General features: G+C 70.0%; 18 protein-coding genes. 9 read left to right on the top strand and 9 right to left on the bottom strand.

What is annotated here, in order from left to right:
• Positions 1-48 precede the first annotated feature (48 nt).
• Positions 49-1,296: an ABC transporter substrate-binding protein gene (locus tag A3CQ_RS0117435; protein WP_020512230.1), complete on the bottom strand. Its 1,248-nt coding sequence runs from the start codon at positions 1,294-1,296 to the stop codon at positions 49-51.
• A 337-nt stretch (positions 1,297-1,633) separates the two neighbouring features.
• Here A3CQ_RS0117435 and A3CQ_RS62115 point away from each other — a divergent pair, with 337 nt between their 5' ends.
• Positions 1,634-4,372, top strand: coding sequence for a fascin domain-containing protein (locus tag A3CQ_RS62115; protein WP_020512229.1), 2,739 nt, complete (start codon positions 1,634-1,636; stop codon positions 4,370-4,372).
• Between the two features lie 75 nt (positions 4,373-4,447).
• Here the strand turns inward: A3CQ_RS62115 and A3CQ_RS0117425 are convergent, their stop codons facing one another.
• The gene (locus A3CQ_RS0117425) at positions 4,448-5,029 is read right to left on the bottom strand and encodes a TetR/AcrR family transcriptional regulator (RefSeq protein ID WP_020512228.1); all 582 of its coding nucleotides are present in this window, start codon (positions 5,027-5,029) and stop codon (positions 4,448-4,450) included.
• A 121-nt stretch (positions 5,030-5,150) separates the two neighbouring features.
• Here A3CQ_RS0117425 and A3CQ_RS0117420 point away from each other — a divergent pair, with 121 nt between their 5' ends.
• Both A3CQ_RS0117420 and A3CQ_RS0117415 read left to right on the top strand, forming a co-directional pair.
• On the top strand, positions 5,151-7,286 hold the full coding sequence (locus A3CQ_RS0117420; protein ID WP_020512227.1) for an alpha/beta hydrolase: 2,136 nt from the start codon (positions 5,151-5,153) through the stop codon (positions 7,284-7,286).
• 26 nt (positions 7,287-7,312) lie between these two features.
• Complete coding sequence (locus A3CQ_RS0117415) at positions 7,313-8,368, top strand: class I SAM-dependent methyltransferase (protein WP_020512226.1); 1,056 nt, start codon at positions 7,313-7,315, stop codon at positions 8,366-8,368.
• Between the two features lie 96 nt (positions 8,369-8,464).
• Here the strand turns inward: A3CQ_RS0117415 and A3CQ_RS53200 are convergent, their stop codons facing one another.
• Positions 8,465-9,352: an SDR family oxidoreductase gene (locus A3CQ_RS53200; RefSeq protein WP_020512225.1), complete on the bottom strand. Its 888-nt coding sequence runs from the start codon at positions 9,350-9,352 to the stop codon at positions 8,465-8,467.
• Positions 9,349-10,722, bottom strand: coding sequence for an FAD-binding oxidoreductase (locus A3CQ_RS0117405; protein WP_051115272.1), 1,374 nt, complete (start codon positions 10,720-10,722; stop codon positions 9,349-9,351). Before A3CQ_RS0117405 ends, A3CQ_RS53200 begins: the two co-directional genes overlap by 4 nt.
• A gap of 67 nt (positions 10,723-10,789) precedes the next feature.
• Between A3CQ_RS0117405 and A3CQ_RS57495 the strand changes: the two genes are divergently transcribed.
• Positions 10,790-12,391 carry a bifunctional AfsR/SARP family transcriptional regulator/alpha/beta hydrolase gene (locus A3CQ_RS57495; RefSeq protein WP_157296004.1) on the top strand — a complete coding sequence of 534 codons (1,602 nt, stop codon included), beginning with the start codon at positions 10,790-10,792 and terminating at the stop codon, positions 12,389-12,391.
• Here the strand turns inward: A3CQ_RS57495 and A3CQ_RS0117395 are convergent.
• Positions 12,388-12,903, bottom strand: coding sequence for an ester cyclase (locus A3CQ_RS0117395; RefSeq protein ID WP_026205801.1), 516 nt, complete (start codon positions 12,901-12,903; stop codon positions 12,388-12,390). The genes A3CQ_RS57495 and A3CQ_RS0117395 overlap by 4 nt on opposite strands.
• Positions 12,904-12,966: 63 nt before the next feature.
• Here A3CQ_RS0117395 and A3CQ_RS0117390 point away from each other — a divergent pair, with 63 nt between their 5' ends.
• Complete coding sequence (locus A3CQ_RS0117390; protein ID WP_020512221.1) at positions 12,967-13,605, top strand: TetR/AcrR family transcriptional regulator; 639 nt, start codon at positions 12,967-12,969, stop codon at positions 13,603-13,605.
• 6 nt (positions 13,606-13,611) lie between these two features.
• Here the strand turns inward: A3CQ_RS0117390 and A3CQ_RS0117385 are convergent, their stop codons facing one another.
• A complete protein-coding gene (locus A3CQ_RS0117385; RefSeq protein ID WP_020512220.1) occupies positions 13,612-14,157 on the bottom strand; it encodes a CGNR zinc finger domain-containing protein in 546 nt (181 codons plus the stop codon).
• Positions 14,158-14,251: 94 nt separating this feature from the next.
• On the opposite strand from A3CQ_RS0117385, the gene A3CQ_RS0117380 reads away from it, so the two are divergent.
• Together A3CQ_RS0117380 and A3CQ_RS0117375 are read left to right on the top strand one after the other, a co-directional pair.
• On the top strand, positions 14,252-14,869 hold the full coding sequence (locus A3CQ_RS0117380) for a LysE family translocator (RefSeq protein WP_020512219.1): 618 nt from the start codon (positions 14,252-14,254) through the stop codon (positions 14,867-14,869).
• Between the two features lie 27 nt (positions 14,870-14,896).
• A complete protein-coding gene (locus tag A3CQ_RS0117375) occupies positions 14,897-15,814 on the top strand; it encodes an NADP-dependent oxidoreductase (RefSeq protein ID WP_020512218.1) in 918 nt (305 codons plus the stop codon).
• A 96-nt stretch (positions 15,815-15,910) separates the two neighbouring features.
• Here A3CQ_RS0117375 and A3CQ_RS0117370 read toward each other — a convergent pair whose 3' ends face one another.
• Positions 15,911-16,690: a hypothetical protein gene (locus A3CQ_RS0117370; RefSeq protein ID WP_157296002.1), complete on the bottom strand. Its 780-nt coding sequence runs from the start codon at positions 16,688-16,690 to the stop codon at positions 15,911-15,913.
• Between the two features lie 276 nt (positions 16,691-16,966).
• On the bottom strand, positions 16,967-21,151 hold the full coding sequence (locus A3CQ_RS0117365) for an NB-ARC domain-containing protein (protein ID WP_157296000.1): 4,185 nt from the start codon (positions 21,149-21,151) through the stop codon (positions 16,967-16,969).
• A gap of 155 nt (positions 21,152-21,306) precedes the next feature.
• On the opposite strand from A3CQ_RS0117365, the gene A3CQ_RS0117355 reads away from it, so the two are divergent.
• Positions 21,307-21,510, top strand: a complete 204-nt coding sequence (locus A3CQ_RS0117355; RefSeq protein WP_026205799.1) for a hypothetical protein — start codon at positions 21,307-21,309, stop codon at positions 21,508-21,510.
• 2 nt (positions 21,511-21,512) lie between these two features.
• On the opposite strand, the gene A3CQ_RS60840 is transcribed toward A3CQ_RS0117355, so the two are convergent.
• Positions 21,513-21,656 carry a hypothetical protein gene (locus A3CQ_RS60840; RefSeq protein ID WP_157295998.1) on the bottom strand — a complete coding sequence of 48 codons (144 nt, stop codon included), beginning with the start codon at positions 21,654-21,656 and terminating at the stop codon, positions 21,513-21,515.
• Positions 21,657-22,011: 355 nt separating this feature from the next.
• Here A3CQ_RS60840 and A3CQ_RS0117345 point away from each other — a divergent pair, with 355 nt between their 5' ends.
• The gene (locus A3CQ_RS0117345; protein ID WP_020510166.1) at positions 22,012-22,905 is read left to right on the top strand and encodes an IS982 family transposase; all 894 of its coding nucleotides are present in this window, start codon (positions 22,012-22,014) and stop codon (positions 22,903-22,905) included.
• Positions 22,906-22,930 lie beyond the last annotated feature (25 nt).

Here is a 22,930-nt window from a genome sequence, read left to right as displayed (position 1 = left end):
GCCTCCCTGCGGAGCGGTCGCGCCCCCGGCACGACCGCCCCGGCATGGTCAGAAGTCGGACGCCAGCTGCTGCTGCACGGACTGGAGCATCTGGGCCGGGTCGCCGCCCTTCACGAACAACCCGTTCATCCCGGCGCCGAGCGCGTCGGTCAGCTTCGCGCCGTTGGCCGAGAGCGGCGGGGTGGTCGCGTTGGCCAGCGTCTCCTTGACGGCCGGCAGCCACGGCGCCTTCGCGGCGAGGCTGGGGTCGTCGAAGACCGACGTGCGCAGGCTCAGGTGGCCGGGGAACGCCTGGATCATCTTGACCTGGGTGTCCTTGGAGGTCAGCCAGCTCGCCAGCTGGTAGGCCTCCTTCTCGTGCTTGGAGCCCACCGGGATCGAGTAGCTCCAGGTCGCGAGCAGGCCGGCCGCCGTCTGCTGGTACGGGATCGGCGCGTAGCCGAGCTTGCCCGCCACCTTCGACTGGGCCGGGTCCTCGGCGACGCTGAACAGACCCGAGACGCAGATCGCCAGCGGCGCCTGCCCGAACTGGACCGCCTTGGTCGTCTCGTCGTAGTGCCAGCCGGCGCTGCCGTCGAGCGATTGCTTCATCAGGCTGGTGAGGAAGGCCGCCGAGTCCACGACCGGCTGGCTGGTCAGCGCGAGCTTGCCGCCGGCGTCGAACAGGCCGCCGCCGTCGCCCTTGGCCACGACGCTGAGCACGTCGACGACCGCGCTGCCCTGCCGGCCGGGGAAGGCGATGCCCGTGCCCTTGTCCTTGAAGACCTTGGCCGCCGCGAGCAACTCGTCCCAGTTCTTCGGGACCTGGACGTTCTTGGCCGCGAACTCGTCCTTGTTGTAGACCAGCAGCGGCGACTGGAGGAAGTCGGGCAGGCCGTAGATCTTGCCGCCGCTCGACGTGATGTCGAGGGCCGTGGAGTTGAAGTCGGCCTTGTCGGCCGCGTCGAGGTACTGGTCGAGGGCGACCAGGTAGCCGGCCTTGTTGTACTCCTGGTACCAGGCCTCGGGCACGTACAGCAGGTCGTAGTCGCCGGTCTTGTTCTGTGCGGCGAGGGTCTGCTTCTGCTTGAGCTGGGCGTAGTCGATGGCGTCGACCCGCACCTTGATGCCGGTCTGCTTGGTGAAGTCCTTGAGCAGCTGGACCTCGGCCTCGGCGGCCGGGCCGGCCCAGCGGGAGACGGTGAGGGTGACGTCGGAGCCGGTTCCGCCGGTGCCGTTGTCACCGCTGCCGCAGCCGGCGGCCAGCAGGACCAGGGCGGCTATCCCGACGACGGCTTTGGCTCGTGAGATACGCATATATGGTCATCCTTCGTGATTCTGAGTGCACGGCGGACGAGGGAGAACGACGGTGGAACGCTCCGGGCCTGAAGTTTCCACACCGTAACACGGATGCCTTAAGCGCTTAAGACCCTGAATCCGCTCTTCTGAGATTTCTTTGCTCGACCGCAGCCGAAGCGCTTCATCGGATCGCTCGCGATCGGCGCCGAAGTAAACAGCGGATGTTTGTTTCTGCCCGAGCCCGCACATGAGGCGATTAGTAGCATATTCGGAACGTTGACCGCGCCAAACATTGGATGTTTACTGCGGAGGCAGCCGGTCCCCAACGGCTCCCCGTCCCCGGAGGGTCCCCATCATGAAGGTGCGTACCCCGATCCTGGCGGCCGCGGCCGCCCTCCTCACCCTCGGCGCGTCTCTGACCGTGCCGTCGCCGGCCCTCGCCTCCACCACCGACGCCGCGTTCAACGCCGGCACCGGCGCCCTGAACGTCAACTACGCGGCGTACATGTCGAAGCACGACATCGTCTACAACAGCCCGAACACCGACCCGCTCAAGGGTTTGACCGTCGGCAACGGCCGGACCGGCGCCATGGTCTGGCAGCAGAACGGCCTGACCATGCAGGTCTCCGGCGTCGACCTGGCCGAGCAGTCCACGTACGCGGCCGGCAACGTCAACCTGCAGCTGGACACCACCGCCTCCACGTTCCAGCAGCGGCTCTCCCTGTACGACGGCACGCTGACCACCAGGTACGACAGCAACCGCACGGTCACCGTGCTGGGCTCCCCGAACTCCGAGGTGATGGGCGTCCACGTCGACGACTCCCGCGGCGGGTCGGGCACCATCGCGCTCGACCTGAGCCTGTGGGACCTGAACAGCGTGCAGAACATCGCCGACGTCCCCAACCTCACCACCTGGCGGCAGGCGAGCACGTTCGCCGACTCCACCGGCGTGGGCCTGAGCCGCGGCCAGGCCGACCCGAACCGCTTCGGTTACACGCTCGCCGCCACGGTCGAGGGCGCCGGATTCACCTCGCAGGTGGTCAACGGCACGCGGGTCCGCCTCACCATCACCCCGACGTCGAGCTACACGATCTGGTTCACCGCGGCCAGCCGCGTCAACGCGCCCGGCAACGACTCGGTCCAGCAGGCCCGCAACCAGCTCGCGGCGGTCAAGCAGACCGGGTACTCGACGACGCTGACCAACTACAAGAACTGGTGGCACTCGTTCTGGCAGAGGTCGTTCGTCCAGTACGCCACGGGCGGGTCCGACTCCGACTATCTGGAGAACGTGTACTACCTGGCCACCTACATGATCGCGGCCGGCGGCTACGGCAACTACCCGGTCCACTTCATCAACGGCGTGTTCCGCACGACGCAGGACAACTCGAAGTGGAGCAACGGGTACTGGTACTGGAACCAGCGCGACGTCTACAACTCGTTCTACGCGTCCAACCACGCCGACCTGATGAAGACGTTCAACAACCTCTACTCCCGGAACCTGGGCGCGCTCAAGGCGTACACCCAGACCCGGTACGGGACCGACTCCCTGTGGGTGCCGGAGACGATGGGCTGGGACGGCAACGCCCGCGGCACGGTCGGCAGCGACTTCGTGAACGACATCTACTCGACGGGCACCGAGGCCGCGTACAACATGTACCTCTACTACCGGTACACCAACGACACCTCGTACCTGCAGAACGTGGCCTACCCGTTCATCAAGGACGCGGTCCGGTTCTACCAGAACCGGTTGTCCCGCAACGGATCCCAGTACTACATGGCCAGCTCCAACGCGCACGAGACGTACTGGGACGTGAAGAACGCCATCACCGATCTCGCCGCGGTACGGCTGCTGTTCCCCATCGCGATCCAGGTCTCCACGCAGCTGGGCCTGGATTCGGGACTGCGGGCCGGCTGGCAGGACGTGGTGAACAACATCGCGCCCTATCCGACCTCGAACGGCGCCTACCTGCCGCACGACCCGCCCACCTCGCAGATCCGCAACGGCGAGAACGTGGAGCTGGAACCGGTCTGGCCCTATGACCGTACGGGCATCGGATATTCGGACACGCAGACCGCCATCACGACGTGGAACCGGCGCATCTTCCCGTACGGCAACATCTGGGCCAACGACCACGTGCAGGCCGCGCGCCTCGGCCTCGGCGACCAGGCCGTCGCCGGGATGCGGACGATGCTGCAGAAATACCAGAACTATCCGAACGGTATGACCACCAACACCAACGGCGTCTTCGAGTACCTCGGCATCCACCTGGCCGCGATGAACGAGTCGCTGCTGCAGTCGTACAACGACAAGATCCGGGTCTTCCCCGCGGTCCCGGGCGGCTCCTTCGCCGGCAAGTTCACGCTGCTGGCCGAGGACGGTTTCCTGGTCAGCTCCGAGCGCGAGGCGGCGGAGACGAAATACGTCGGCATCCGCAGCCTGTACGGCAAGCAGGCGCGCGTGGTGAACCCATGGGGCACTCAGGAGATCCGGGTCCGCCGCGCGTCGGACAACGCCGTCCTCACCACCACGACCGCGAGCGAGGTCAGTTTCGCGACCGCGGCCAACACCACCTACGTCGTCGAGAGAACCGCGAAACCGCTTTCCGCGTACGCCTCGACAACGCTCACCGGCAGCGCGAACAACGGCGTCAAGGCCCTCAGCGGAACCGCCTCCACACTGGGCATCGGCAGCGCGACCGGCGGGGGCGGCGGCACGGCGCTGTTCGCACAGGCCAACAACAAATATGTCAGCGCCCCGGCCGGCGGCCCGCTGATCGCGAGCGCCACGGCGATCGGCACCACCGAGCGCTTCGACATCGTCGACCTCGGCGGCGGCAACGTCGCCCTGCGCTCCCGCGCCAACAACATGTACGTCTGCGCGGAGAACGCCGGCGCCCAGGCGCTCATCGCCAACCGCGCCTCGGCCGGTTCCTGGGAGACGTTCGCCCGGGTCGACAACGGCGACGGCACGATCAGCCTGCGGGCGACGGTCAACAACAAGTACGTGACCGCCGAGAACGCCGGCGCCGAACCGCTGATCGCCAACCGGGACGCCATCGGTCCCTGGGAGAAGTTCACCCTGGTCTCCGGCTGACGCCGGAGCGAGGACCTCGTCGTGGTGCCGCCGCCCCCCAATGGCGCCACGACGAGGTCCGGCTTCTAGCCGCGGTCAGCTCTCCTCGATGTGCCGGATCAGCTTCACCAGGCTGCGCAGCGCCGTCCGCACCCGCCGCGCCCAGCTCTCGTCGCCGAGCAGGATCAGCGCCTCGCCGCCGAGGAATGACATGCCGACCAGGGCGGCGGCATCCTCCGCGGTCAGCGGGCCGAGCCGGGCCTCCGTGCTGCTCACGGCCGCCTCCAGCACCGCCTGCCAGCTCTGCAGAAGCGCCAGCACCTGCTGGGCGACCTTGGTGTCCGACCAGCCGGCCGCGATCATCTCCTGCAGGACCCGGACGTACCCCGAGGCGATGTCGTCCTCCAGGAAGTCGCAGGCCTGCTCGTACCGCTTCCACAGCGGCGCGTCGGCCGCGTACATCCGCTGCTGCCGGTCGACCAGGCGGGTGTTCTCGTGGTCGAGCAGAGCCAGCACGAGTCCCTGCTTGCCGCCGAAGTGGTAGTGGATCTGGCTGAGTGGCACGCCCGCCGCGTCGGCGACCTTGCGCGTGGACAGCTTCGCGTACCCCTCGGCGAGCAGGCAGCCGCGCGCCGCCTCGAGGATCTGGATCGGCGTGCCGGCGGTGCGTTCGGACAACGTGTGTGGTTCCCGTCTCAAGTGACTATCGGGCTTGTCGGTCGGTCGACCGAATGCTAGCTTAGCCTACACCGGTCGGTCGACCGACCGAAAGCGCGAATCGAAGAGCAAAGGGTGGGGCATGCGGGCACGGGAGGCGGACAGCGAAGGCTTCGTCGAGTACGACGGGGTGAAGATCCACTACGAGGTGCACGGCGACGGTGGTCCGACCATCCTGCTGATGCCCAGCTGGACCATCGTCCACGCGCAGACCTGGAAGATGCAGATCCCTTACCTGGCACGGCATCACCGGGTCGTGGTCTACGACGGACCGGGCAACGGGCGCTCCGACCGGACCCTGCGACCGGAGGCCTACCACCACAAAACCCAGGTGGAGTACGCGCTGCGGGTGCTCGACGCGACCGGCACCGATCGTGCGGTCGTGGCCGCCCTGTCCATGGCGGCCCGCTGGGCGCTGGAACTCGCCGCCGACCATCCCGACCGGGTCCTGGGCATGATCACGATCGCCGGAGCGGTGCCGCTGCGCGACGCCGACACCGACGCCGACGCCACGTTTCTGGCCTCGCCGCCCGACCTGCCGCGCTCCCGCGTCCCCGAGCTCGGCCAGGACCCGGCGGAGCACTGGGCGAAGTGGAACCGGCAGTACTGGCTGGACCACTACGAGGACTTCACCACGTTCTTCTTCGGACAGTGCTTCTCCGAGCCGTTCTCCACCAAGGCGATCGAGGACGCCGTCAGCTGGGCCGGCGAGACCACGCCGCAGGTGCTGCTGGCCGAGGCCGCCTCGCCACCGCCCAGCCATGCGGAGATCGAGAACTGGAGCGCCCGGCTGCGCTGCCCGGTGCTGCACCTGCACGGCAGCGACGACCGTGTCGTTCCGTTGCGGGCCGGCGAGGAACTGGCCGAGTTGACCGGCGGGCGCCTGGTGGTGCTGGAGGGCGCCGGGCACGTGCCCGTCGCCGGCGATCCGGTGCGCTGCAACGTTCTCATCCACGAGTTCGCCGAGCGGCTGCGACCACTCCCCCTCAGGGCTCGCTGGACCCGCTGGACCAGCCGGTCCCGGCGGGTGCTCTACCTGTCCTCGCCGATCGGCCTCGGGCACGCCCGGCGGGATCTGGCGATCGCCCGCGAACTGCGCCGGCAGGTGCCCGATGTGGAGATCGACTGGCTCGCCCAGCACCCGGTCAGCCGGGCACTGGAGCATGCCGGCGAGCGGGTGCACCCGGCCAGCCGGTGGCTGGCCGGCGAGTCGGCGCACATCGAGAGCGAGGCGGGCGAACACGATCTGCACTGCTTCCAGGCGTTACGCCGGATGGACGAGATCCTGGTCGCCAACTTCATGCTCTTCCGCGACGTCGTCCGCGAGCAGGCGTACGACCTTGTCGTCGGCGACGAGGCCTGGGAGGTCGACCATTTCCTGTACGAGAACCCGGAGCTCAAGCGGTTCCAGTACGCCTGGATGACCGACTTCGTGGGCCACCTGCCGATGCCGGACGGCGGCCGGCGGGAGGCGCTGGTCGCGGCCGACTACAACGCCGAGATGCTCGAGCACGTGGCACGGTTTCCGCGCCTACGGGACCGGGCCGTCTTCGTCGGCGACCCGCAGGACATCGTGTCCGACCGGTTCGGTGCGGACCTGCCGTACATCCGCGACTGGACCGAGGCCAACTACACCTTCGCCGGGTACGTCACCGGGTTCGACCCGGCGCCGTACGCCGACCGCGCCGCGCTGCGTGAGCAACTCGGGTACCGCCCCGACGAGCAGGTGTGCGTGGTGACCGTGGGCGGCGCGGGCGTCGGAGGTCACCTGCTGCGCAAGGTGGTCGACGCGTACCCGGTGATCGCCAAGCGGGTGCCGGGGCTGCGCATGGTGGTGGTCACCGGGCCCCGCATCGACCCGGCATCCCTGCCCGCAGCTCCCGGGCTGGAGGTACGCGGGTACGTGCCCGACCTGTACCGCCACCTGGCGGCCAGTGATCTCGCGATCGTCCAGGGCGGACTGACCACGTGCATGGAGCTGACCGCCACCGGGCGGCCGTTCGTGTACATCCCGCTCCGCCACCACTACGAGCAGAACTTCCATGTGGCGCACCGGTTGCGCCGCTACGGCGCCGGGCGCCGGCTCGACTACGCCGACATCACGCCCGACCGTCTGGCCGAGGTGGTGGCGGCCGAGATCGGCACCAGCCCGGCGTACCAGCCGGTCGCCACCGACGGCGCCGCGCGCGCCGCCACCCTCCTGTCCGAACTGTTGTGACTCCCGTACACATCGAAAGGTTGACCATGAATCCCGAACTGATCGAACAGAACGCGAACCGCCTGCTCGGCGCGATGATCGGCGCGGCCACCACGGCCATGGTGGCGGTCGGCGACCAACTCGGGCTGTACCGGGCACTGGCCGCGGGCGGCCCGGCCACCCCGGAGGAGCTGGCCGCCCGCACCGGCACGACGGCCCGCTACCTGAAGGAGTGGCTGTCCCAGCAGACCGCGGCCGGATTCCTCACGTACCAGCCGGAGGATGGGCGCTACGCACTGCCCGCCGAGGCGGCCGCGGTGCTCGCCGTCGAGGCCTCGCCGGCTTTCCTGGCCGGGGGCGCCACCATCACCCGCGGTTGGTTCGCCGGCATCGACCGGCTCACCGCGGCCTTCCGTACCGGCGAAGGAATTGCCTGGGACCAGCAGGACCCGGCGGTCTTCGAGGGCACCGAGCGGTTCTTCCGCCCCGGTTACGCCGCCAACCTCACCACCGAGTGGGTCCCCGCGCTGCCCGGGGTCGCCGAGCGGCTCGCCGCCGGTGGCCGGATCGCCGACGTCGGCTGCGGTCATGGTGTGGCGGCCATCCTGCTGGCCGGCGCCTACCCGCGGGCTAGCGTCCACGGCTACGACTTCCACGACCGCTCGATCCAGGTCGCTCGGCAGCGCGCCGCCGAGGCCGGCCTCGCCGACCGCGTCCAGTTCGAGACGCTCGACGCCGTCAGCTACCCGGCCGACGGTTTCGACCTGATCTGCCTGCTGGACACCCTCCACGACCTCGGTGACCCGGCCGCCGCGCTGGCCCACGCCCGCAAGGCTCTCGCCCCCGACGGCACCGTCCTGGTCGTCGAGCCGAACGCGGCCGACGACTACGCGACGAACCTGGCCAACCCGTTGGCCGCGCTCAGCTACGCCGCGTCCACGTTCCAGTGCACGCCGGCCGCCCTGGCCCAGCCCGGCGGCGTCGCGCTCGGCGCCCAGGCCGGCCCGGACGTGGTGCGCCACCTGGCCGAGGGCGCCGGCTTCAGCCGGTTCCGGAAGGTCACCGAGAACCCGGTCAACGTGGTCCTCGAACTCCGGCCGTGACCGTCTTCATCCCGGTCGTCCGGCAGTGGTTTCCCAGCGGGGTCTGCGTCGTTCGCACACCCGCCCAGCAAACCGGCAACGGCAATCCCGGCCGCGTCAGGGGTGCCGACCGGCGGGCACTGTCTGAGGTGTGAACGCGGCGGCGAATTCGTGGGTGAAGGCTGTTATGTCGCGGGCGGGCCGTCCGAGGATCACCCGGACGTCGTCGGTGGCACGCTCGAAGCCGCCGGCGCGGATGACACCGAAGACGCCGGCCAGGTGGGCGGCGAGCCAGTCCGGCAGGGCCGCTCCCTCGAACCGTGTGCGGGCCTGCTCCTCGGTCAGGTCGACCGAGCCGACGGGGCGCCCGGTCGCGTCCGTGAGCGCCACCGCCACGTCCGCGAACGAGATCGGCGACGGTCCGGTCAGGTCGTACCTCTGCTCCACATGCCCGTCGGTGACCAGGGTGATCGCGGCGACCGCGGCCACGTCGCGAATGTCGATCATTGCTACTCGCCGGCCGGCGGTGGGCGCGTACAGCATGCCGGTTTGTGCGACGCCGCCGGCGATCATGAGAAGGTTGGTCATGAAGAAGGCGGGCCGGAGTATCACCGCCGGTATCCCCGATCGGATCAGGTGCGCCTCGATCTCGCCGTGCCAGCGGTAGGCGGGCAACGCCGACTCCGGATCGGCGTGCATGGCCGAGAGCTTCACGATCCGCTCGACGCCCGCCTCGGCGGCGATGTCGATCACCGCGGACTCGTGTGCGACCTTGCGAGGACCGTCCGCGGCGCAGAGGTACACCCGGTCGACACCTTTCATCGCGCGCCGCAGCGACGCGGGGTCGTCGAAGTCGCCCACCGCAACTTCGACATCGCCGAGTACGGCCACGGCCGCCCCCGGATCACGGACGAAAGCGCGGACGTCCGCCGCGCGGGACTGCAACTCTCGGACGACGTGGGCGCCGACGGTGCCCGTCGCGCCGGTGACCAGGGTGCGGGTCATGGGATTTCCTTTCGATCGGGCGCCGGCGGGATGGTGTGGCCGAGGTGGAAGACGTTGGCCGGGTCCCAGGCGCGCTTGATGGCGGTCAGCCGGGCGTAGTTCTCCGCGGTGAACGCCGTGCGGGTCTTCGTGTGGTCGGTGAGCAGGTTCAGAAACGAACCGCCGGTCGCGTACGGACGCAGCCGGTCGACGAGGCGGTCGAGAGTCGCGTCGGCGGCAGTACGGTCGGCCGACAGATAGGGGGCAACGGCGAGGACCGAGAACGGCACGTCGCGGTGCCCGGCCGGGCCGGCGTCCGGGCCGGGATCGGCCATCGCTCCGCCCCAGTGCCGCACCTCGACGAAGGCGAGCGGGGAATCGGCGGCGCCGGCCTCGACGATCGCGTGCAGTGCGTCGTCGGGCAACGCGCGGAACATCTCGATCTCCTGACGGTTGGCCATCGGCGGCGCGTCCGGGCCGTTGGTGGCGTCGCTGGCATCCGGGAACTCGCGTACGCCGAACGCGTCGAGCAGCGGTGGCCCGGCCGCCTCGAGCAGCGGGGCGAGAACCTGGCGGCCGTTTTCGCCGTGGTGGAAGGCCCGGATAGCCAGTACCCGCTTGCCCCGCAGCGGTTCGGGAAACAGTGGTGACGGCGGGAGGCGAATCAGCAACACCGCGGTGTTCATGGCCTCGGGCTCGTCGAGGGCCCACTGCCGATAGGCGGCGAGGGTGTCAAACGCGCGCTCCGCCGGGTAGACCGACATGCCGCAGTAAACCCGGCTCACCGGGTAGAGGCGGAACTCCAGCGACGTGACGACACCGAAGTTCCCGCCGCCGCCGCGCAGGGCCCAGAACAGGTCGGGGTGCTGCCGCGCGGTCGTGGTCAGCGCGACGCCGTCCGCGGTGACGAGGTCGGCGCTGACGACGCTGTCGGCGGCGAACCCGAACGTCCGTGACAGCCACGACTGCCCGCCGCCGAGCGTGTATCCGGTCACCCCGACCGTGCCGCAGCGGCCCGCGAGCCCGGCCAGGCCGTACCGGGCGGCGGCGCGGTTCACGTCCGCCCACACCGCGCCCGGGCCGACCCGCGCGATTCGGCGTACCGGGTCGATCTGGATGTCATTCAGCGCGGTCGTTTTGAGCAACAGGGCGCCGTCGGCGGGGACGACGGTGCCATGGCCGGTCGCCTGCACCGCAAATTCAAGATCATTTTCCCGTACGGCGAGAACCGCGGCCCGCACATCGGCGGCCGACGCGGCGGCCGCAACGATCGCCGGGCGGGACTCAAAAGTGCGGTGCCAGCCGAGCCGGTGCTCGTCGTAGCCTGCGTCGCCGGGCCGGAAGAGGGCTCCACCGAACCGCCGCCGCAGATCTGAGTCGTACATGGTCATGGGCTTGAAGTTAGGCAGCGCCCGGCCGGAAACGGATGTGCTCCGGATGTGGTCCTACGCTGAGCCTGTGATTGTTCGGGTGCTCGGGACCGCGGGCGTCCATGCCCCCGGCGGCGCCGCGCCCCGATTGGAGCGCAAGGCGCGCGAGCTGCTGAGCATCCTGACCGTCCGCGCTCCCGCCGCCGTAAGCCTGGACGAGCTGGCCGCGCTGCTCTGGGACGACCCACCGCCCGCGGCCGTCAAGACGCTGCGCGCTCATCTGTCCCGGATCCGGTCCGCCCTGCAGGCCGCCGAGCCCGGCGCCGACGTCGAGCGGGTCGGCCGCGACGGGTACCGCCTGGCCCTCCCGCCCGACCACACCGACGTCGGCCGCATCGCCGCCGCCCGAGCCCGGGCCCGCCGCCTGCTCGCCGACGGGCGGCCCGACAGCGCCGCCGCCGTACTGGCCGAGGCTCGCGCGCTGTGGTGGGGCGAGCCCGAACTGCCGGACACGGTCGCGTCCGCGGCGTTGCGGCAGGGCTGGCGCCAGGAGCGGCGGCTTCTCGTGCAGGAGCACCTCAGCTGCCTCGCGGCCGGCGGCGACCCCGGCTCGGCCCTGGGCGAGCTGGAGCAGCTGACCGCGGCCGACCCGCTCGACGAACCGTTCTGGGTGCTCCTGGTGCGCGCTCTGCACCGGACCGGCCGGCAGACCGAGGCGCTGCGGGCCGCGGCCGCCGCCCGGGCCGCGCTCGTCGAGGTCGGTCTCGACCCGTCCGCCGCCCTACGCGAGGCCCAGGCCGAGGTGCTGCGGCCGGCCCCGCCACCGCCCGACGCCGCCCCGGCCCCGGCCGTCGCGGTGACGGTGCGCTACGCCACCGGCAGCGACGGCTCGACGGCGTACACCCGTCTGTCCGATCGCGGCCGCGACCTCGTGGTGCTCAACCCGGCGATGCTCACCATCGACGGCCTGCTCGACGGCGCGTACGCCCGGGCGGCGCTGGCGGCCCTCGCCGAGCACACCGCCGTCGTGTGCCTCGACCGGTCCGGGATCGGGCTCTCGGACCCGCTCGACCCCCGGCGGGCGCCGCTGGACCAATGGGTCGCCGACCTGCGCCGGGTTCTCGACGCGCTCGCGATCGCCCGGGCCGACCTGTTCGCCAACTTCGACACCGGGCTCGTCGCGCTCGAATTCGCCGCACGGTACCCGGAACGGGTGGGCTCACTGGTGCTGGCACAGTGCTATCCGCGATACACCCGGAGCGCCGATTACCCGTACGGGCTGGACCGCAGCACCGCCGAAACTCTGATCCGCGACACCGTGTCGCCCGCGGACCCCGCTCAGGGCGTGGACTCGGTCGCCCAGGCCGCCCCGAGCGTCGCCGCCGACGAGAGCTTCCGGCAGTGGTGGAACCGCCTGGGCCGGCGCGCCGCCGGGCCCGCGGTCGCCACCACGATCCGCACCGTCGCCACGGGCACCGACCTGCGTCACCGCCTGCCCGACGTGACCGCGCCGACGCTGGTGCTGCACCGCCGCAACTGCTTCAACGTCGACGTCGGGCACGCGTCCTATCTGGCCGCCCATCTGCCGCAAGCTCGCCTGCAGACCACGGCCGGCACCGACGCGCTGTGGTTCACCGACTCGGACGAGTTGCTGCGGCACGCCATCGGCTTCCTCACCGCGCCGGGCTAGTGGGCCGGATTGCGGCGGGCGAGCCGCTTGGCCCGGGCCATCCGCCACAGGTACGCCGGAGTGGGCGGGACCCAGCCGAGTTGCGTGGCCAAGCCGAGATCGTCCCGGTTGGCCCAGTGCTCGACGACCTGGCCGTCCTTCATGCGGAACCAGTGGCTGTGCGTGATCGCGAACGTGCGGCCGGTCGACGGGAACGCCTGGGCCACCTCGCCCCGCTCGTCGTACGCCACGAACGGGCCGACCTGGCGCCCCGACATGGTGCAGTGCACGGCGATCAGGTCGCCGTCGGCCACCGTGTCATGGACGTCGAAGCTCAGATCCGCGAACGCGGCTCGTAGCCAGCGGGCGGTGGCCGCGAACGCGGCCGGTCCCCGTCCCCGGCAGGCCGGCGGCTCGTCCTTCGCCTCCCGGTTGACCGCTTCCGGGTGCACGACCTCGGTCAGATCGTCGAGGTCGCCGGAAGCCATGATCGTCATGGAGCGAACGCAGATGCCTGCGTCGATGGTACGCATGATGCCTCCTCCAGAGATATCAGATACAGTTGAAGAGTATTCGATACAGCAGGACGGTAAACAATGCCTCGTCGCGTTTACGACAACACCCGCCGGGCCGAGCAGGCGCGGCTCACCCGCCGCGGCATCCTCGACGCCGCCCGGGAGCTGCTCGTCGATCGCGGCCCCGCGGCGGTCACCATGCGCGACGTGGCCGCGCACGCCGGCGTCTCCGTCGAGACGGTCTACAAGACGTTCGGCACCAAGGCGGCGCTGATCAAAGACGTGTACGACGTCACGCTCGCCGGCGACGACGAGCCCATCCCGATGATCGACCGCCCCGAGATCCAGGCGGTGTTCGCCGCGTCCGACCCCCGGGACAAGATCGCCCGCTACGCCACCACCGCCCGCCTGGTCGGCGAACGGGTGGGCCCGCTGCTGGCGAAACTGCTCGCCGGCGCGCGCGGCGGCGACCCCGACCTGTCGCGGTTCCGCGAGACCATCAACCAGGAGCGCATGGCCGGCGCCGGCGGCTTTGTGCGCCACCTGGCGGTAACCGGCGGCCTGCGTGCCGACCTCGATCCCGACCGGGCCACCGACATCGTCTGGACGCTGATCTCGCCCGAGGTCTACGAGCTGCTCGTGAGCGATCGAGGCTGGTCCCCCGACGAGTACGAGCAGTGGCTGACCCGAACGCTGACCGACTCTCTCACCACGCGCTAGCCGGGCTCACCGTGTTTGCGCGAGGCGGGCCCGGTGTCGACGTACCGCGGCGCGGTTGGCGCACCGGACGCTGCAGTATCGCTGGCGGCCGTTGCGGGTGATGTCGACCACCACGTTGCGGCACGGGTCGCTCGGGTCGGTCCCGGCGTCGCATCGATGGAGCCGGTGCATGCCGCGCGTGGTCAGATGCAGCGCGGTGCCCACGCTGATGACGGCTTCCAGGACGTGCGGGAGACCCTGATCCTCGTCGCGGTAGTGGAGGTGCCAGCCCTCATTGTCATGATCGGTCAGCCGTGGGTAGGCGGCGGCCGCCGCGAGGTGCTGGTTGAGCAGGTCGGCGCGCCGACGCGGCATGCCTTCGTCGACGACTTCCAGCCAGTTGTCGATCACCGCGCGGACACCGGCATGGTCGCTTGGTCGTGCCTTCGCAAAGGGCATCTGCATCCCGTACGCGCTCGTCCGGTCGACGATGCCCGCGCGGTCCTCGGGCCAGTCGTTCGCGAGCGACGCGGCGAGGAGGACCGCGTACTCGCCGTAAGGGTTGAGATGCATAAGGACATTACAGCATGCTGGAGGTTGATTTCGGCGAGAGGAACGGATCGTGACGGTGCTGGGTAATGGGGTCTCGTGGGGTGCGGTGGGCGGGATGGCGCTGGCGGCGCTGGTGATGGTGCTCACGCCGGGACCGAACATGATCTATCTCGTCTCGCGCAGCATCGCACAGGGCCGGGTTGCCGGCATCGTCTCGCTGGCCGGCACGGGCGTCGGGTTCCTGGTGTACATGACGATGGCGAACCTGGGGCTGGGGGTCGTCTTCGTGGTGGTTCCCTGGCTGTACATCGGGCTCAAGGCGGCCGGCGTGCTCTACCTCGCCTGGCTCGCGTTCAAGACGCTCCGCCCGGGAGGAGCGGGCTTGTTCGAAGCGCGCCCGCTCGCGCACGACTCGCATGGCAAGCTGTTCCGGATGGGCTTGCTCACCAACCTGCTCAACCCGAAGACCGCCGTGATGTACCTGGCGCTCATCCCGCAGTTCATCGACCCGGCACACGGCAGCACCACCGCGCAAGGATTCACGCTCGGCGCCCTCCAGATCACCGTCAGCATGATCGTCAACGCCTCGATCGTGCTCGCCGCCGCGACGATCGCGGGCTTCCTCGCGATCCGGCCGTCCTGGATCAAGTGGCAACGGCGCATCACGGGCAGCCTCCTCGGCGCGGTCGCAGTTCTGCTGGCCAGGGAAGTCCCTCAGGCCGCTCGGCCGTAGCCAGGCCCGATCCGTACGGAGGTAGTAATGAAGGCAATCGTCGCGACGAACCGGGCCGCGGAAGCAGCCGGGATCGCCCTCACGGAGCGACCCGAGCCGACCCCGGCGATCAACGACGTCGTCGTCGAAGTCCACGCGTCCGGCTTCGTGCCCGCGGAGTGGGAGTGGCCCTCGACGTGGGTCGACCGCTCCGGTCACGATCGAGTCCAGCCGATCATCGGCCACGAGTTCGCCGGCGTGGTCTCCGCCCTCGGCTACGGCACGACGGGACTCTCGCCAGGCCAGCGGGTCTTCGGGATCACCGACTGGCACCGCGACGGAACCCTGGCCGAGTACGCGGCCGTGGAGGCACGCAACCTCGCGCCGCTGCCGGGCAACGTCGATTTCACGGTCGGTGCGAGCCTGCCGATCTCCGGCCTGACCGCCTGGCAGGGCCTGTTCCAGCACGGTCGCCTGCAGGCCGGACAGAGCGTCCTCGTACACGGCAGCGCCGGCGCGGTCGGGTCGGTGGTGACGCAGCTGGCCCGAGAGTTCGGCGCCTACGTCATCGGAACCGGGCGCGCGGCGGACCGCCAGGCTGCACTCGACTTCGGCGCGAACGAGTTCCTGGACCTGGACCACGAGAATCTCGACGACATCGGCGGCGTCGACCTGGTCTTCGACGTCATCGGCGGCGACATCCAAAGACGCTCGGCGAGCATCATCCGCCCGGGCGGCACGCTGGTGTCGGTGGTAGGGCCGGCCGAGGCTCGCCCCGTCGACGGTCTCACCGTCGACTTCGTAGTCGAGTCCGTTCCGACCCAGCTGGCAGAGATCGTCGACCGAGTGCGGGACGGACGCCTTCGCACCCACATCGGCACCGTCGCAACCCTCGACGACGCCGTCCCCGCGCTCAACCCAACCGACCGACGCAAGGGCAAGACCGTCATTCGAGTACGCCCCTGAGCGCTCTGAAAGCCAGTTGACCTGCCGACACGGCGTTGAGCAAGAACAGTCGAGCGGTCGACGGTCAGCTGGCAATGCGTCGCCGCGCGAACGCCGTCAGAGCTCAGGGATGTCGGAGGCGGCGGCGCGGGCACGACGTCGCCGTGCCCGCGCAAGCAGGACGAAGGCGCTGGAGCCGATCACGGCGATGCCACCGGCGGTCACGGCCCAGGCCGTGCGCGTGGCATTCGCCGTGAAGCCAGTGTCCTCGATATTCGGTAGTGCGCCAGCCGTGAGGCTAGGGGTCGGATCCGTCTCCGGTGCTGCCTGCATCGCCGCGGGTTCGCTCGCGCTCGTTGTCCCGACCCGGCTCGGCGGCGGTGAAGCGGTTCGCCGAGCGGCCGGTGACCGACCCGTACTCGTCGGGGTCCGGGTGGCGCTGGGCTTGGATGACGGCTTGGCGGTTCCCAGGATGGAGATGTGGAAGTACAGGTCCACGTCGTCCGTGCCGCCCTTGCGGTCCAACGCCTCGTAGAAACTGAAGGTGCCCATCTCCCATTCGGGGTGTGGCACCGTTTTAACGATCTTGTAGCGGAGGACGACCGTCTGGGACTTGCCCACCGCCAGCGGCCCCGGGCTGGAGCAGTACTGCCCGCCGTCCGGATCCGGCCGACAGCCGGTACCCGCGGCGAACCTGGTGCCTTCCTGGGTCTGCACACCGGTCAGCGCCCATTCCGGCTCTACGGCCGGACCGTGGTTGGTGACCGTTACCCGGATGCTGACCGTGTCACCGACGTGCCCCTTGGCGTCCGTCGTGGACACCGACAGGTGCGTTGAACCCTCGACAGCGCGGGCCGAGGCCGGGAGCGGCGCCGAGACGAGCAACAACACGGCCACAGACATCAGCCCGCCCGACGCCCACATCCGCGGTACCTCCCGACAGCCCCGTCCCATCAGCGGGAGAGCATACCGATCGATCGGTCCATCCGATCTTCCTCTCCCCGGCCACTGCCGTCGGCGCGAGCGTGCATCGACACCGCAACCGGGGCGGCGGGCACTTCCGGCGAGTCATGCGGCTCGCAGAAGTCCTGTCACCGCTGGGTTCACGCCGCCAGGGGCCAGCCGTATTAGTGTCGCGCGAAGGGCTGGTGCACCGCGTCAGCTACCGCCGGCTCACTCCTCGGCGGATCCGCCACCCCGCCACCGGAGCGGGTAGGACGACATCCACGCCTCGCGATCCACCTCGAGTGTCTCGCGAAATATCGATCGGAGCTGGATGGTCATGCCATCCGCCGCTGTGGTGGTCGGCGCACCGGGCCACCAGCGTTCGACGGTGTCGATCGCCTCGACGACCTGCTCTGCCAGCGGAGCCGAGCTCAGCGAGCGGCAGGCGTCGGTCACGGTAGCCAGGAGGACCGGACGGCCGAGCTGGCCGGCGTCGATGATCGCGCGGCGCCAGTCGGCTACGTCGCGCGTCCGCTGGGCGATCGCGGTGTGCACCGACAGCCGCTCCGGGTGTGCGCGGATCATGGCGGCGATACGGCGCAGTTCGTCGAGGAGTTCGGCCGGTAGCAGCGGGACCAGCGTGATGGCGCGGCGTGACCGCTGTTCGTCGTCGAGCTCGCCTGCTATGCGGTCCAGTGCTCGGCGGGCTATCTCCTCCGTCTGCTGACGCGTCAGGTGTGGCAGGAGACGGGCGTCGAGGTGGGTCGCGGTCGACGGGCGGAATGCCTGGACGGCTTGGGCGACAAGCGCGTCGCGGTGCTCCGGATCGGCGTGAACGGCCAGGTCGAGCAGCAGGCCGGCGTCGTCTGGCACAAGGCTCGCGACCCGTACCCGCTGGTACGGAGAGAGCGCCCCCACGACCGAGGCTATGACGGCGTGCTTTCCCTGCCCCTCGAGTGGTCCCTGGTCGTCCTGCATCGCCTCCAGCCGGTCGAGCAGGGTGTCCAGCAGTTCGTGCCGCCGGTTCCCGGAAAGGTGGTGGGCTACGCAGATCAGCCGCCGGACGGCTGCGTCCGGGTCTCTGTCGTACCCGTCCACGAGTGCGGGCGGCCGGTCCGGGCCGAGCAGATCCCGGATCTCTGTCTCAGTCAGGGGTTCGCGGTCCGGCTCAGGGACGTATCGGGTTGCGTCGGCAAAGGCCAGCTCGATGCGGCAGTAGGTGGCGTCGTCGTGGTTGTGTGGGGCGCATGCGGCGGCAAGGGCCGTACGCAGCAGGCTGGGCCTCGATACCGAAGGCAGGTATCGGACGAGGACAGTGAGCACGGCCGCGTACCGGCAGGCATCCAGAGCGGGCTGCGCCATCCGCACCGCCCGTTTGAACACGTCGTCCGGTAGTGCCAGGTCCGGAAACGCTGACGGCGGAACGGCTCGGTGCAGGTTGCTGAGCTGCTCGGCCAAGAAGGCGGCACCCAGCAGCTGTGCAGGATCCGCTGTCTGTCCGGCCAGCTCGGCCAGGTCGAACGGCTCGGTTTTCATCTCCCGGGCCGCGGCCAGGGAACGGTCGTGGATCACCGCCCGGCGCGGCAGGTGATCGTGGACCGCGAGGGCCGTCAGCGCCGCCACCCGGGCCTCGGCACCGGCGTCGTCCGCAATGAGGCGTTCCGCCGTGCCGAGGTGCTCCGCGGGGAGGTGCTCGGCGAGGTCAGCGACGAGAGCGGCCCGCAAGTCGGCGTCGTCGAGCTGCTCAATCTCGGCAAGTACGTGCGGATACCGGTCGGTGGGCAGCAGCGGTGCGAGCCGGGCGAAGGCTCTTGCGCGATCAGCGGGCGAGTCGAGGGCCTGGAGCCGGTCCACCGCCCGGTGCAGCAGGCCGGTGGGCAGGAGGGGCGCTAGGTCTTCCAACAGCTCCGTCCGGCGGTCGGGATCGTCTGTCGCGCACACAAGGTCGAGCACGGCGGCGAGTCGGCAAGCCGGCAGGAAGGGCGCCAGTGCGACGGCTGCCCCTGCCTTGCCGGCGTGTGCGTCGAGCAGCTGCTCGGCAAGCTCGGGGCGTGGCCGCAGTGCCGCGATAAACGGCGGTGTCCCGGCCCTGATCGTCACCTGGAGCACGAGTTCGTCGCCCGGTTCGATCCCGAATGCGAGCGCCACCTGCAGCGCTCTCTCCTCGAGACCCGGTCTTGACGCCAGGACGTGGAACAGGCCGGACGGCTGCGGGTGCGCCGGTGGGTCGACCTCCGAACGCAGCTCCCGCAGGGCCGTCCAGGCGTTCGCCAAGAGCACAGCGCGCTCGTCCTCGGCCGCGACGTCGAGCAGAGCGCAGGCCACCCGAAGTCTGACTCCGGGATGCATCGATGCCGTGGCCGCCCGCAGGGTCAACCGCAACGCCGGGATCTCGCGCGCCGCCACCAGTAGGGGCTCAATGTGGGGCCGGGTAGCCCGGAGGTGGGCATCGGCCTGTTCGGGCAGGTACCGCGCCAGCCGCGCCATGATCCAGTTCAGCAGGTCGCGGCGCAGGGATTCCGGGTGCAGCTGTTCGAACAATGCCGCCCGCTCGCCGACGGGAACACACGGGATCAGCGCGGCGATGGCCCATGCCCGGTCCGTCTCGCGGGGAACGGCGGCCGCCGCGTGCTTGGCCTGGTTCGTCCGCACGGCGCGCTCCGGCCCGGCGGACTCGGGGAGCCGCAGCAGCGCGCTCAGCGCCCTTGCCCGGGCGGCGCGGGGGCTGATTGTGGAGGCGTACGACCAGGCTTTCTCGAACGGCCATGCGCCACGGTGGACCAAGGCTGCCAGCAGTGGGTGGGCGATCGTGGCCGCGATGCCGACGACGGAGGCGCGGATCAGTGCGTACCGCACCTCTCGCGCGATGTCGGCGGCATCCTGCGCCAGGCGGGCGGCCCGGTCCACGTCGGCGATGAACTCGGCGATCGAGCCGGCCGCGTCGTGCGCCGCGAACCAGGTGCTGCGGTTGCCTTCTTCCGCCGCGAGCAAGTCGTGCAACAGGTCGGCCCGCCCGGCTTGTTCCAAGTGATGGGCCAGGTGCGCACGGGCGTAGCGGTCGATGCCGCTGAGGTCGTCCAGGTAGCCGGTTGCCAGGTGTTCGTGAAGGGCGGGTAGGCGGTCGCCGGTGCGGGTGAGCGCGTACTTCGACAGCAGGTCGTGCAGGGAGAACTCGTCGGTAGCGCGGTCGTAGGTCAACAACGATCGTCGGGCCAGACGCCGGACGAGTACGCTGGCGTTCCGGCCGCCCCACAGCCGGGCTGCTACGGCGACCGGGATCGCGCCCCGGCCGTCGAAGACCGCCAGCTCCTCGTAGCGGGCGCGCTCGTCGTCGGTGAGCATGCCGGCCGCCACCTCGAAGGCGGCGAGCAGCGTGCGGTGCGGATAGCCGCGGAACGCCTTCTCCAGGTGGTCCAGCTGCGCCGACTCGAGCAGCTGCACGATGTCGGCCCAGTCGTACTCGTCGTTGACCATGGCTCCGCAGATCGCCAGCGCGAGCGGGAGCCCGGCGCAGCGGTCAAGGACCGTCTCGGCCTCGGGTGGCAGCTCGTCTTGCCGGGCGTAGCGGCCGAGTAGCTCGCGGGCCGCCGGGCGGTCCAGCGGTTCCAGGGTGAACCGGTGGCTGCCGACGGGGAGCAGGTCGCGATCGGTGGTGGTGACCAGCAGAGCGCCCGCCGGCCCGAGGACGCCGGCCACGTCGAGCTGCTCGAACAAGGTTACGTTGTCGACGACGACTAGGCAGGTGGCCTGCCGGAGGCCGTCCACGGCGGCGGCCTGCCGGTCGAGGTCAGCGCGCAGCAGGTCGGGGGTCCGGGCACCGCGTGCGTCCAGCCAGAACACCCCGTCCGGGAACGCTCGTGCGACCCGGGTGTCAGTCGCGATTCGGTGCGCCGACACCGTCTTGCCGACGCCGCTCATACCGGCCAGCGAGACCAGCCGGTGCGGCTCGCCGGGCGTGCACAGCAGGTCGATGACCTGCTCCTCCACCTCGTCGCGCGGCGTCAGCAGATCGGTCGGTGGCGGCAACGGCAGGGTGGACCCGGCGGGTGCAGCGGGTGCGGCGCCTCGACGGGAAGGCCGGGACTTGGCGGCGTCGAACATCTGCCGCCAGGTGTTCAGATCCGGCACGCTCCCTTCCGGGAGGCGCTGGATCAGGACGTCGAGCACCTCTTTTAGCTGCTGCCAATGCACGGGCTGCCGGGGGTGATTCGTGGAGCGCCATGAGCTGACCGTCCGACCCCTGATGGCCATGGTCGCGGTACGGTTCCGGACTCCGGGCTCCCGCACGGTGTTTCTGTCGAGCCGCAAGTTGGCGAGCGAGGCGATGTTGTTGTTCGTCAGGCTGGTCCTGCGGACGAGGGCGTCCAGATCGCGGGCCAACCGCTGCCTGGGGGTCAGCTGATCACCCGTCACCGCGCTCCTCACCTTCCGATGCGGATCCGCATCGGAACGCTGCGGAAAGCCCTTTACCTGCGAAAACAACGATCCACGGTGGAGCTGCTCCGGTTCACAGCGGCCAATGGCACCCGCGTGCTCGTACCGTGCGGGCCGCCGATCAGGAGTGTGTCATGTCCGTCCGTACCATTCTGTTCCTCCTTGTCCTCGCCGTCATTTTCCTCGTCGGGCTCCTCGTCGCGGCCGTGGCGTTGTTGCTTGGCCACGTGCGGGGCCTCCACCCGGCCCTCTCGATCGCCGCGGCGGCGGGTGCGTTCGCGGCGACGGTCTCCCTGGAGATCGGCGTCGCGGCCCTCGGCTACACCGTCCTGTTCTGACATCAGTGGCGGATCGTGTCCAGGACGACGGTTTTCTCCACGACGCCGCCGTCCTGGCCGGTGACGGTGCCGCGGATCGGCACCGCGTCTGCGGCAGCACGCGGCGCACCTTCCGAAGCGGAGGGGTCGCCGGCCTCTGCGGGCATCCCGTCGCGCAGGCTGCAGCCGCCCGGCCGCCCCCCGCCTGGTCCAGGTGGAGCAACCCCACCGTCTGACCGACCTGGACCAGGCGGGCGCGGTCTGGCTGCCTCCCGGTGTGCGACAGATAACCGCCAGGGTCCGGGCATCCCCGAGTCGCCAGAGTCCAGGGGCAGAGCCCTGGGGGCCGGAGGCATTTCCCGGGTCGTAGGGCCGGAGGCCCGAGAGCGCGCTCGTCAGGGCCGCTCACCGGGCGCACATCGGGGCCGCCCTAGACGAGTAAGTCCTAACTCGGCTAGGCGGACGACTAGTAGGCGGATGCTATTTACACCTGTGTAGGAGAAGGGTGTCGATGATCTGTTTGTGACGACAGACATCAACACCCTTCTCACCGCACTGTACGTGAAGATCGACGACTGGCTCGTACGGCCTCGCCGCGCTGGGCGTCCACCGAAGCTCTCCGACGCTGAACTGCTGACCATCGCGGTTGCCCAAGCCTTGCTCGGTATCCGCTCCGAGGCCCGCTGGCTGCGGTTGCTGCCCGCCCATCTACCAGGTGCATTCCCGTACCTGCCCAGCCAGTCGGGCTACAACAAACGTCTGCGTGGCGCTCTACCCTTGCTCAAGCAGGTGATCCGCCTGCTCGCAGCGGACACCGATCTGTGGCACGACGACGTCTGGGTCACCGACTCCACCCCCGTCGAGTGCGGCCGATCCCGGCCCACCGCCAAACGTTCGGACCTGGCCGGCTGGGCCGGTTACGGCTACTGCTCGTCACACTCGCGCTTCTTCTGGGGCCTGCGCCTGCACCTGATCTGCACACCGTCCGGGCTCCCGATCGCCTGGACCCTGGCAACCCCGAAGACCGACGAACGCCACATCCTGACTGCCGCCCTGGAAGACGACCCCGCCCTGCTGTCCGGCCGGCATGGGCAACTGATCATCGCGGACAAGGGCTACGTCTCCGCTGAACTCGACCGGTGGCTGACCGACCGCGGGATCCGGCTGCTGCGCCCGTCTTACCGCAACCGAACCCCACACCCTGGCGAGCACCTGCTCAAACCCATCCGCCAGCTGATCGAGTCGGTCAACGACACGTTGAAAGGCCAGCTCGACCTCGAACTGCACGGCGGCCGCAGTATCGAAGGCGTCGGCGCCCGCATCGCTCAACGCCTACTCGCCATGACCGCCGCGATCTGGCACAACCGCGCTACCGGACAACCTTTGACCAGGTCATTGATCGCCTACGACCACTAACCCAAGTTGGGACTTACTCGTCTAG

The organism is Paractinoplanes globisporus DSM 43857, from assembly GCF_000379645.1.
In the GTDB taxonomy this organism is placed as follows: Bacteria; Actinomycetota; Actinomycetes; order Mycobacteriales; family Micromonosporaceae; genus Actinoplanes; species Actinoplanes globisporus.
Note: the sequence above shows the minus strand (reverse complement) of the source record. Positions and strands in the feature narration are given on the sequence as shown.